Source organism: Sinomicrobium soli, assembly GCF_003285545.1.
Taxonomy (GTDB): domain Bacteria; phylum Bacteroidota; class Bacteroidia; order Flavobacteriales; family Flavobacteriaceae; genus Sinomicrobium.
The window spans coordinates 158,207-170,421 of record NZ_QLNV01000002.1 but is presented as its reverse complement, the minus strand read 5'-3'; the positions used below and the strand labels follow the sequence as shown (position 1 = coordinate 170,421).

The window sequence follows — 12,215 nt, the reverse complement described above, 5'->3', positions numbered from 1 at the left end:
GAGACTGTGGTCCGGAAACCGGGCTATTCCGAAGCCGCCATGAGTATTTCGAGTATCTGTATGGCAGCCTCACTGATCCGGGTGCCGGGGCCGAATATGGCTGTGGCCCCTGTCTCGAACAGGAATTCGTAATCCTGCTGCGGGATGACCCCGCCCACGATCACCATGATGTCTTCCCGTCCGTAGGCTTTCAGCGCTTCGATCACCTGGGGTACCAGGGTCTTGTGGCCGGCGGCCAGGGAAGAGACACCAAGGATATGCACATCGTTTTCCACCGCCTGTTTTGCCGCTTCCTGCGGGGTCTGGAACAGCGGGCCGATATCGACGTCGAACCCTACGTCGGCATAACCGGTAGCCACTACCTTGGCACCGCGGTCGTGACCGTCCTGCCCCATCTTGGCGATCATGATACGCGGCCTCCTTCCTTCCTGTTCTGCAAAGGTATCGGCCAGTTTCCTGGCCATGTCAAAACTATCGTCGTTCTTTATTGCTCCCGAATACACTCCTGTAAAAGATTGGATTTTTGCCTTATGCCTGCCGTAAGCGGCCTCGAGGGCATGGCTGATCTCTCCCAGCGTAGCCCGGTTCCTGGCGGCTTCTATGGCTAAAGCTAATAAATTTTCTTTTCCCGTACGGGCACCTTCGGTTAGTTTGTTCAGGGAAGTTTTGACGGCTTCCGGGTCCCTTTTCTCCCTGACCTCCTGCAGGCGCCGTATTTGCTGCCTTCTGACGCTCTGGTTATCTACTTCCAGTATCTGCAGCAACTCTTTCACTTCGGGGCGGAATTTGTTGACCCCTACAATGATATCCTGATCGCTGTCTATACGGGCCTGTTTCCGGGCAGCGGCTTCTTCGATACGCATTTTCGGGATACCGGCTTCAATGGCTTTGGTCATCCCCCCGAGTTCTTCTATCTCCTCAATGAGTTTCCAGGCTTTTTCGGCGAGTTCTCCCGTGAGATATTCCACATAGTAACTCCCGGCCCAGGGGTCTGTGGTTTTGGTAATACCGGTCTCTTCCTGCAGGTACAACTGGGTATTGCGCGCTATGCGCGCCGAAAAATCCGTGGGGAGCGCGATGGCCTCGTCCAGGGCATTGGTATGCAGGGACTGGGTACCCCCGAAAGCAGCGGCAGCGGCTTCGATACAGGTTCGCGCCACATTGTTGAAAGGGTCCTGTTCGGTAAGGCTCCATCCACTGGTCTGGCAATGGGTACGCAGGGCGAGCGATTTTTCATTTTCGGGGGCGAACTGTTTGACGAGTTTGGCCCATAACATCCGCCCGGCCCTCATCTTGGCGATCTCCATGAAGTGGTTCATTCCTATGGCCCAGAAAAAAGATAATCTCGGGGCAAAGGCATCGATATTCATGCCTGCTTTCAGTCCTGTCCTGATGTATTCCAGTCCGTCTGCGAGGGTATAGGCCAGTTCGATATCGGCGGTAGCTCCTGCTTCCTGCATGTGATAGCCGGAAATACTGATACTGTTGAACCGGGGCATGTGTTTGCTGGTATACTCAAAAATATCGGCTATGATCTTCATGGATGGTGATGGAGGATAGATATAGGTGTTGCGCACCATAAACTCCTTGAGGATATCGTTCTGTATGGTGCCCGACAATTGCCGGGGAGTGATGCCCTGTTCTTCTGCGGCTACGATATAAAATGCCATAACCGGGAGTACTGCCCCGTTCATGGTCATGGATACGGACATGCGGTCGAGAGGGATCCCGTCGAAGAGGATCTTCATGTCTTCTACGGTATCTATGGCAACCCCGGCCTTGCCGACATCGCCTACCACCCTTTCGTGATCGCTGTCGTACCCCCGGTGCGTGGCCAGGTCAAAGGCTACCGACAACCCCTTCTGCCCGGCCCTGAGGTTACGGCGGTAAAAGGCATTGCTCTCTTCTGCCGTGGAGAACCCGGCGTACTGCCGTATGGTCCACGGGCGCCGTACGTACATGGTGCTGTACGGCCCCCGGAGAAAAGGGGGAATACCCGCGGCAAAATCGAGGTGGCCGGCATTTTCGATATCCTTTTCGGAAAATACGGGTTTGACGTCTATACCTTCCGCAAAGGTAAAAGGGGGCGCACCGTTTTTGTCCCCCCGCAGAGACGCATCAACATGTGTTTCTGCGGAAGGGATGGCGATATGCTGTATGTTTTTGCGTTTTATCATGATCGGTCTGATCCGGTTTGTTGTGGTGACGGCGAGGCGGGGTTTTCGGTCTGCAGTCGTTCCTGTTCTGTTTTTTCTGACAGCCGTCGTTCTGCGACGGGGGCTATCAGGGTCTTTCTCCGGTTGGTTTTTGTGAAAGGGAACAACTCCAGTTCGTCTTTCATACGGTCGTCCGGGTTGGGGTATTTGTTGGTACCGACCAGGATTTTCCGGCCTTCGTCAAAGGCTTTTTGTTCTTCTGCGGCACTTTCCCGTATCTTTTTCTGGATAACATGGTCTTTCAGCTGTTTCAGGAAACCGCCACCTGCTTCTATCTGTTTAAAGATATCCAGGGCTTTTCCGGCCAGCTGCAGGGTGAGTTCCTCTATATAATAAGTGCCGTCTGCGGGATTGAGCACTTCACCCATATAACTTTCGTGTTTGAGGATGAGCAGCTGGTTTCTCGCTATGCGTTCTGCGAATTCATTGTCTTTGTGGTATATACTGTCGTAAGGCAGGTTGCATATGGTATCTGCTCCCCCGAGTACTGCACTCATACATTCGGTGGTGGTGCGGAGCATGTTTACATTGTAATCGTACAGGGTCTTGTTCCGCGTGCCGGGAAAAGCGAGAATATGGCAGTCTGCCCGGGCGTTGTATTCGGAGGCAAGGGTTTTCCAGAGTATCCGCCATGCCCTGAGTTTTGCGATCTCAAGGAAATAATCAGGTCCGAGGGCTACCCTGAACAGGAATTGATGCGTTTTCAGGGCGTCGGAATGCTGTAAGGTATTGAGGTATTCGTTGGCATGGGCCAGGGCATAGGCCAGCTGTTGTGCTGCGGTAGCTCCTGCATTGTGGTATAGGGCGGCATCGACCGAAAGTAAAGAGGCTTTTTCAGAGTGGCCTGCCGTTGCGGACAGGATCTCAAAATCCTTTCCCAGGTTGTAATACCAGTTACCGCTCCGGGCGAGGCGGCCTATGCTGTCGTTGTGCAGGTATATGCCGGAGCCTTTCCCGGCAATTCCGGGAAATGAGGCGGAAAGAAACTCCGGTTCCAGGTGAAGTGTTGTCCGCTCCCTGTCGATATCACGCAGAAGCAGGGAGATATCGGTATCCTCCCGCGGAATGACAAACCAGAGGCTTTCGGCACCGTTTTCCAGGGCCCTGAGCGCTTTTTTGTTGGCTGCCTTTTCGTTACCGGCATATATTTTCTGGCAGATCTGCCAGGGTTGCCCCGGTGTAATGCCGGGCAGCGGTCCGGGCAGGTCGTCGGCGTGGTAGAAGGGTTTGATGTTGATGCCTTCTGCGGTTTTCCCGATCAGGGTATTGTAATCGTCGCCCTGCAGATCGAACTGTATCTTCTGTTTCCACATTTTGGCGGAAACCCAGGGAAACTCGTCAAACAGGTGCTGGTCCATGTCCGTACGGGTTTTTAGCGGTTAATGGTCGTGTGAGGCCCGGGAGGTATTTTTCAGACGGTAAAGGACGTCAATCCCGGTCCTCTTTCTTTTGTGTACTGTCCTTTTCTATGATATAGATCTCTTCTTCTTCCTTTTTAAAGAAATATTCCTCACGGGCAAATTTCTCTATATTATTGTCATCCCTGAGGTTCCGTATAATGGCCTTGTCCTGTTCTATTTCCTTTTGGAGATAATCTTTCTGTTTCCGGAGTTTGTCGATCTCCTTTTCCAGCTCCCGGTGCGTGAGCAGGGAATTGGTATCAAAAAAGATCATCCATACGGCAAAAACAGTGAGTATGATGACATAGATGTTCCCGAAAAAGGCCATCCACCTGTTTTGTCTTATTTTGTTTAAAAAGTTCATGCTCACCTTCGGATCAGATTACAAGTTGCAGGTTACACGTTTGCTAAAATACGTATTTTCGGAGGTAGTTTATACTGTTTCCGGGTTTTTCAGGCCAGTTTCTCGTTGATAATGGTTCTGACGATATCCACGGCTACCGTATTGTATTTGTTGTTGGGGATGATAATATCGGCAAATTCCTTGGTGGGTTCAATAAACTGCTGGTGCATGGGCTTCAGCGTGGTCTGGTACCTGTGCAGTACTTCGTCCAGGTCTCTCCCCCGCTCGTGTATGTCCCTTTTTAATCTTCTGATCAGTCTTTCGTCGGAATCGGCGTGGACATAGATCTTGATATCAAACATTTCCCTTAGCGGGCTGTGGGTCATGATGAGAATGCCCTCGACGATCATGACCTTCCTGGGGCTGGTGCGTATGGTGTCTTTTGTTCTGTTGTGTTCTACGAAGGAATACACCGGCTGATGGATGTCCTTTCCCTGTTTCAATGCCCCGAGATGGTTGACCAGCAGGTCGAAATCTATGGCCCTGGGATGGTCGAAATTGATCTTGATACGCTCCTCATGGGAGAGATGGGAGAGGTCCCGGTAATAGGAATCCTGGGAAATGACCCCCACTTCATTTTCGGGTAACTCATTTATGATCTGGTTTACAACCGTGGTTTTGCCACAGCCTGTGCCGCCGGCGATTCCGATGATTAGCATGAACAGGTATTTTGGGGGCAAATTTAACGAAAGTTTGGAAATTCGCAGTTTATCAACCTGCTTTGTAAGCATAAAAAACAAACGGAGCTGTCCGGAATATGGTTTTGTCTTCCCCTTCGGGAGGGGATTGGCATATCGGAACCTCAATCACATTAAAAACTGCGAAGTCGAAGACGTTCGCAGGGCATTTGCAGTGTCACAGACATTCAGGACGTGGTGGCAGTCCTGTCATTCAGACCGAAGCGTAGCGGTATCTGCTTTTTACCGATTATAGTACACTGGGAAGTCATAAACATTCGCATTTGGCAGATTATAAATCATAAAAATAGGCGTATTTTTTAGAATACAATCTAAATATGAGGCGTATTTTTTAGAATATAACCTGGATAATCCAGCTTAGGTTTATGAGATAATTTTACAATCAGTACATTACCAATTTGTTAAAAATCCAAACTACGAACTACCAACTAAGAACTAAAAACAAATAGTGATCATTCAAAAAAATACTTATAAGTTTGTGGGATGAAGCATTTTATAATACCTCTTATCGCCGTGCTTGGTATGATGTCATGCCGGCAGGGGCAGGACCGGAAGGGAGCTGCCCGGGAACAGCCAGGACAGTCCGGGGATACGGTGAGCACCGTAAGGGACACCGTTGCCGGAACACCGGAAAACAAGGAAACCCCGGAATTGCTGTCGCTGGACGGTGTAGCCGACAGTACTTTTGTGAGGCTCCGGGATTACAGTGCGGATTTTGTATACGATATGAAGTATGCCACCGAAGACAATTTTTTAAAGAGCAAGGTATACGATTGTGCCGAATGCTATGTAAGGGCTGTGACGGCCCGGGCATTGATCGCGGCCAATAAGGCATTTTTAAAGGAGGGGTACCGGATCAAGTTCTTTGATTGCTACCGCCCCCTGGACGTTCAGAAAAAAATGTGGAAGATCGTATCCAATCCGCAGTATGTGGCCGATCCGGCCAAAGGCTCCATTCACAATAAGGGAGGTGCCGTAGATATCACCCTGGTAGACCAGGACGGGAACGAACTCGATATGGGGACGGGCTTCGATTTTTTCGGAAAAGAAGCCCATCACGATTATACCGGTCTTCCGGAAGTAGTGCTGTCTAACAGGAGATTGCTGAAAAACACAATGGAAAAGCACGGTTTCTGGTCTATCCGTACCGAGTGGTGGCATTACAACCTGTCGGATGCGTCCAATGCGAGGGTAGCCAATTTCCGCTGGGACTGCGAATAGCGGAATAGCCTATTTCACAAACACATCAGGATATGCCCCCGGGTTGATCCCGGGCACGGTAGCCTGGTACCGGTCGTTTATGGCATCGATAAAGGCGTTGGCCACCATGGCGTATCCCTTGGCCGTAGGATGCACACCGTCGAGGGAGAACGCCTTTCCGGTAGCGTATACGCTGGTGAGCACTCCACCGTCGAAGGGGATGCCGCCGTCTGCCACCTGCTGCATCATGGCCTGTGCATCTATAAAGGCCAGTTCGTATTCCCCGGCAAGTGCTTTTATGGTGGCATTGTACTGTGTCTGGGCATTGCTTACCAGTTCCTGTTCTTCAGGGGTCAGCACCCATTGGTCGTCCAGCGGAACGGAAACGCCGTTTACCTGTTGCGGGTCGTCACCCACAGTGGTTCCTATAAAACTGCTGGCCCGGAGTACGATGAGGTCTTCCGGGGTGGTTTGCCGGAGACTGGGGATCTCTTCCCCCGTGCGGGGATTGGAAAGCGGGGTAAGGTCTTCATCAATGATGACTACCGGGTTTTGCCCGGTCTGGAAACTGATCTGTCTTCTCTCGGCCTCTTCCTGTGAAACCAGGCCGAAACCGGCGAGCAGCATTACGCCCTGGTTGTATTCAGCATATCCCTGGTTGAGCTGTGCCGCTTCAGCCTCCCCGAGAGGAACGGGAGCATAGGGAACTGTGGTAAAGAAGGGGATGGAAGTCACATCCGGAATATTGGCCACGGCACCTTTGGCCCCGTTGGCAGTAAGGGCATCCAGCATCTGCTTGTATACCGCTGCAAAAACATTGGGGTCGGTAATGTCGTTACTCCCGTATTCCTGAAGGTTGGTATTGCCCGTGCGGTCTTCCCCGACCCCTCCCGAAGTGGCATAGCTCAGAATGTCGTTGTTGCCTATCCACAAGGAGAAAAATGTAGGGTCCTGTGCGGCGGCATCTGCAATGACAGAAGTTTCGGCCGAAGATGCGAAACGGACGAAATACGGATTTGCCGTAGTGCCGACCCCGGAGATATTGCCGTAACCTTCGGCAACCAGGTGATATATCTTGGCTCCGGGAACTCCCATATTGTTCACAGGCTCCCCGATATGGTTTGTAATATCCGTGGTCGGTTCGCGGTCCAGGATCACGGGGGAAGGGTTTTCGCCTTCAAAAGCCAGTATCATCCTGGGCTCGGCAATTTTAGTGCCTCCGGCAAGCAGCCCTCCCGTATTGTCATCGACCAGGGGCTGTACAAAATCACCGCCCCCCGCATGAGCAAATTGCATGGCCATGATATTGGGATAGGAGTTCTCCTGCCCCTGTAGGTAGAGGGCATCATCCGCATACCCCGCAGTAAGCGAATTTCCCAGTGCTATATAATTGGAAAAATCAGCTTCTCCCGCGGAGTAAAACCCGGCATCGTCTACCGACTTGTCAAATTCGGGCTCGCAGGCTACCAGCGCCAGGGCCGAAAATATCAGGAATGTTATATTGTTTTTCATATTGTTTGTTTTTGAGGATTGAAGTCCGAAGTATATTTACTTCCGATTTCCAGCTTCCAGCTATGTCGTTGTTCTAAAAGGCATAAGAAACCCCGATGCTCGGCACAAAGGCATTGTTCTTATAGGTTCCCCCGAAAGGAACGTTCTGTCCGTTTTCCTGGTAATGATCGTATGTGGCATCCACTTCGTCGAAATGGATATACAGAAAGGCAGCGTCAATGGCAAAGCGTTCGGAGATGTTTACGGTAAGCCCCCCAGTAAAGTTGTTGGAATCGTTACGCGGGGTCTCCGGGGCAAAGTAACCCGGCTGTACGGGAGATTCATCGTAGTAATATCCTCCCCTGAGCGTAAATCTCTCGCTGGCGATATACTGCAGGCCGAAACGGTATACGGACGAATTCTTGTAGTTCCTGGGGTTGTGGGATTCCTGCCCGTTGCTGAAAAAGACATCGAGCGATTCATAGGCATCCCAGTACACCCTGTTGTAATCGAAGGCCACCATCCACTTTTCGTCTATGGTATACGATGCACCCACAGCGAGTTCTGCCGGGAGCGGCAGGGTGGCATTGAAGGTGGTATTGTCAAAATCTCCCAGGGCGGTGGAAGGGAGGTTCCTGAATTCGGCCTTGCCGTCTTTGGCTTTCATTTTCATTTCCGACTTGTAACTCACCCCCAGGGTAAGGTCGTCCGTAGCGCGGAAGGCCAGCCCGAGGGAATAGCCCCAGGCGGTAACGCCGCTGTCGTCTATGGTTACATTGGCCCGTTCTCCTTCCGCATTGGTGGTGGTCCGGTCTATGTTACGGTTAAAGTTGGCACTTCCGATAGCGAGGATGGGGCCCCCTCCGATACTGAGCTTGTCGTTGATCCTGAAGGAGACCGTGGGCTGTATATAGATGGATTGCAGTTCTATATTGTTGATCAGGTGAGACCCTTCCCAGTCTTTGGGATATTCCACCCCGCTACCGTAAGGGGTGTATACGGCTATACCTGCGCTCATCCAATCGTTGATCTTTACGGCTGCATATACGTTAAACGGTGTCGCTACCGGGTTGTCGGCTTTTTCACTCCATCCGTACCGGCTGTTCTGAAGATGGATGTTACTGATTACCGGGCTTACCCCTGCACTTATGGTTACTTTTTTTTCCAGGAAGGAAATTCCGCCCGGATTAAAGAATACGGATTCCGCACTGTTGATCACGGCGACCCCAGTATGTCCCATGGCAAGCTGCTTCTGGCCTTGCAGGGCGACACGATAACCTCCTGCATAGGCACAGGCTGTGATCAGTACCGCCATCACTGAAATGTAGGTTCGTTTCATCATTGTTTTTATCTGTTTTATGTTCTGCAGACATTCGCGAATACCCGGGATGCCGTATTTCGGGGGTAGGGAAGGGGCAATACGGGTATGGTATACGTAACGGTATTAACAAATTTTGTTATAAATTATGAAATATGCAATTTTTAGAGCATAAAATTATGCATGCATAGTAAATTTATTTCAAAATTTAACGTTTCAGGAATTCTGAAGAGACGGAGAAAAACAATGCGGGTTGTTCGGCCTGTATCCAGTGGCCTGCCCCGGGGATTACCGAGATCCCGGCTTTCGGGAAGTGCTTTTGAATGAGCGCTTCATCCTGAGGAGTGATGTATTCCGAATTTTCTCCTTTTATAAAGAGGGTGTTGCCGTTGTAGACGGCGTCGTCGGGAAGTGCCCGGCCTATTTCCTCTATACGGTCGTTCAGGGCCGTGAGGTTAAAGCGGAACCCGAGTTCGTCCCTGTCTTTGCGGTATATGTTTTTCAACAGGAATTGACGTACCCCGTTTTCCGGGACGTATCGGGCCAGTTGCTCATCGGCTTCCTTGCGGGTCCCGGTGACCCCGAAATCGATCGAAAGCAGTCCGTTGAGAATGGTCTGATGGTGTACGGGATAATATTTCGGGGAGATATCCACGACAACGAGTTTTTCTGTCATCCCGGGGTAGCGCGTAGCAAACAGCATGGCGGTTTTGCCCCCCATCGAATGGCCTATGATGTTTACGGAGGATAATTTCTTTTCTTCACAGTAGTTTTTCAGGTCCTCCGCCAGCAGGTCGTATGAAAAATTGCCGGAGTGGAAACTGCGGCCGTGGTTCCGCTGGTCGACAAGGTGTACTTCAAAACCGTCTTCCGCATACCGGCTACCCAGGGTTTTCCAGTTGTCAGACATTCCGAGAAATCCGTGCAGAATGATCAGGGGGGCTCCCTGGCCGAGTATTTTTGAATGAAGGTGTTGCATTGGTGTTGTCTTTATTACATCTGATATACGATGATCTTGTCTTTTTCGCCCTGGGTAACAAATTCCAGCCCCCCGTTGCTGCCTTCCCTGAGGTCAATGGCGGAGGCGCCGTAAACAGGGCTGTTGCCCAGCAGTTGCGCATTGCTGTCAAAGATATAGACTTTTTTGACCTGCATATCGGTGAGCCCCACATATATTTTGTTGTTGATATAAAAAATTTCGGGGGTGGTGTAAATACCGTAGTCCAGTTCGTGTTTGTTCTGTTTTACCGTAAAGAGATTGTCAGACATGGTGGCGAGTGTTCTGGAAGTAGCGTATATTCCGTGTTCCCCGGCGAGCCCGAGTGAGATCTTGTTAAGCCTTCCCTGTTCGTCAACCTGTATGAGGTCGCCGGATGTATTGGTGGTGGTAAACTTGTCTTCATACAGGAACACCTCATTACCGGAAAAGTCTATTTTGCCGTTCACCTTCACCCGGGTACGCCCGGTGCGGTGCAGCAGGTGAAGGGTGCCGTTTTCTTCCTGGATTACAATATAGTCGCGCCTTCCGACCCTGATATGGCGGGGCGGATTGATAATGGCGGAACCCGTTCCTCCGAAAACGAAACCGTTGACGCGTTTTCCCCCGGAATCAAAAGGGACCAGGGTATTGTTCTGTGTAATGAAAAACCGGTATTTTTTGTTCCGGTCGTAGTCAAAGACCGCCAGCCCCCTGGTGATGGGATGGTCTACCTTAACCGGAAAAGGGGCTACGTCGTTTCCGTTGCGGTCTACGATATATATCCCGTCCGACAGCGCAAAGGCCAGTTGCAGTTTTCCGTTCCCGAAAAGGTCTACCTGGCTGATACCGCCCAGGACCGGACCGCCCAGTTTCTTTTTCCACAACACCTTGCCTTCCCCGGATATGAGGTAGAGGTTGTGTTCTACATCCTGAACGACGATCTCGTTCTGTTTGTTGAGGTGGTTGGTCACCCACCGGGGCGGCAGGGCGATGTCTGCATCCAGGGCGATGTTGAATTTTTCCGAGATCCCTTGCGTGGTGATACTGCTTCCCGGTTTCCGGAGCAGGATATTGGTATGAGTGAAACGGTGATCGTCCAGTCCCTGGATGACCAGGTAGGGAAAGGCTTCCGTTTCGGTAAATGACATTTCCGGGGTATTGCGGGATACGACCCTGCCGAACAGCAATTCCTTGAACCTGGTATCCGAGGCCACGGCGAGCGTGGAGGAGGCGTCGGGGAGGCTGGCGGATATCTGCTGAAAAAAGTTACGGGCAGACAGTGTGGATTTATTCTGGTAGTGGCTTATCAGGTCGGTCAGTGCTTCCGGGTGTTCCGAAAGGATAAGGAAATCGTTCAGCGTGGTGTAGAACGCTGCGGTTTTTCCCCGGCCGAAAGGGGGGAGGGTTTCTTCAAAAGGCGCTATCGGACTTATCTGGTATATGTCGTGGTCCCTGAAGGTACTGTGCAGTACTGCAGAGGAAGAGAAAGCATTTTCCGCCATTTCCGTATCGAAAGTGTGAAAGGCGGCAGCGTCGTAGTTTTCCGTAAATATAAGGCCTATTTCGTCGGTGATGGCCAGGAGTTCCTTTATTTCTGGAGAAAGCGAATCCCGGTTGCCTGAAAAGTTCCGGGGGGTGAGCGATACCATGCCCCTGAATGCCGAAGGGGTGATCTCGGGTGAACGCCTCAGCAGTGGCGGGACTTCTCCGGGGGCCAGTGAATCCGTTTCCGGGACGATCCCCGACAGTAGCAATTCCCCCGGTGAGAGGGCCAGGTCGTACATGGTCCATGCCACGGGCTGCGGAACGGTGTCCGTTACGGCCAGGAGGGGGTTTCCCGGATTGAACCCGTCATTTTTCAGGAACAGGGCGGCCTGGGTGTTGCCTTCGGACAGGGCAAATATTTTCTGAAAACTTTCCGGGGCGTTATCCCGGGGCAGGAGGCTTTCTTCCATCAGTTTTCCGGATGATGATATTATGGACACACTGTCTGTAACCGCACTGAAAAAATGTTTGTCTTTTGAGGTGAGTTCCCGGAAAGAAACGCCGTTGCGGGACGAGGTTTTGACTTCCCATCCCGGAATGGAATCGGGAAGGACGTCGCGGGACAGGTAGACATAATCGTAAATACTGTCTGCTTCCTGCCGGATACACAACAGGGCTTCACTGTTGCTTTCGAGTATTTTCAATGTTTCCAGTTTCCGTGATAGTCCGGGGGGCAGCAGGGTATTGTCTTTGAGGAAATCATTGTTTTTAAGGCTGTTGAAGAAGGCCTGGGGATTGGGTATTTTTACGATGACGGAAGCGGTTTCCGGAATATGGGAGGTGAGTCTGCCTGTACGTTGCTCCGGGGCACCGCAGGCGATAAGGAGGAGGGAAACTGTGAAAACAACAATCGTTTTTCGTATCAGGGTATATTCCATTTGACCTCGGCTTGTATTTTATAACGTACAACGGGCGTAACCTATTGTAGGGTCAGCCCGTTTTTAATGCCATATACTCCCGAAGCA

At 51.2% G+C, this 12,215-nt stretch carries 9 protein-coding genes; 1 reads left to right on the top strand and 8 read right to left on the bottom strand.

The genetic code is table 11. The annotated features are described in order from the left end of the window. Window positions 1–23 precede the first annotated feature (23 nt). From scpA to udk, 4 genes are all read right to left on the bottom strand, one after another. Entirely contained in the window at window positions 24–2,174 is a 2,151-nt protein-coding gene (gene scpA, locus DN748_RS02710) for a methylmalonyl-CoA mutase (protein WP_410528305.1), read from the bottom strand. Then, window positions 2,174–3,574, bottom strand: coding sequence for a methylmalonyl-CoA mutase subunit beta (locus DN748_RS02705; RefSeq protein WP_112370227.1), 1,401 nt, complete (start codon window positions 3,572–3,574; stop codon window positions 2,174–2,176). Before DN748_RS02705 ends, scpA begins: the two co-directional genes overlap by 1 nt. A 70-nt stretch (window positions 3,575–3,644) precedes the next feature. Beyond that, on the bottom strand, window positions 3,645–3,980 hold the full coding sequence (locus DN748_RS02700; protein ID WP_112370226.1) for an FtsB family cell division protein: 336 nt from the start codon (window positions 3,978–3,980) through the stop codon (window positions 3,645–3,647). A gap of 89 nt (window positions 3,981–4,069) precedes the next feature. Beyond that, entirely contained in the window at window positions 4,070–4,678 is a 609-nt protein-coding gene (gene udk / locus DN748_RS02695) for a uridine kinase (RefSeq protein ID WP_112370455.1), read from the bottom strand. 522 nt (window positions 4,679–5,200) lie between these two features. On the opposite strand from udk, the gene DN748_RS02690 reads away from it, so the two are divergent. Next, entirely contained in the window at window positions 5,201–5,938 is a 738-nt protein-coding gene (locus tag DN748_RS02690) for a M15 family metallopeptidase (protein ID WP_112370225.1), read from the top strand. A 9-nt stretch (window positions 5,939–5,947) separates the two neighbouring features. Here the strand turns inward: DN748_RS02690 and DN748_RS02685 are convergent, their stop codons facing one another. The 4 genes from DN748_RS02685 to DN748_RS02670 form a co-directional block, all read right to left on the bottom strand. Then, complete coding sequence (locus DN748_RS02685; protein ID WP_112370224.1) at window positions 5,948–7,429, bottom strand: SGNH/GDSL hydrolase family protein; 1,482 nt, start codon at window positions 7,427–7,429, stop codon at window positions 5,948–5,950. Window positions 7,430–7,502: 73 nt separating this feature from the next. Then, a complete protein-coding gene (locus DN748_RS02680) occupies window positions 7,503–8,750 on the bottom strand; it encodes an OmpP1/FadL family transporter (RefSeq protein ID WP_410528303.1) in 1,248 nt (415 codons plus the stop codon). A gap of 184 nt (window positions 8,751–8,934) precedes the next feature. Further along, a complete protein-coding gene (locus tag DN748_RS02675) occupies window positions 8,935–9,705 on the bottom strand; it encodes an alpha/beta fold hydrolase (RefSeq protein ID WP_112370223.1) in 771 nt (256 codons plus the stop codon). Between the two features lie 14 nt (window positions 9,706–9,719). Then, entirely contained in the window at window positions 9,720–12,128 is a 2,409-nt protein-coding gene (locus DN748_RS02670; protein ID WP_112370222.1) for a hypothetical protein, read from the bottom strand. Window positions 12,129–12,215: the final 87 nt, after the last annotated feature.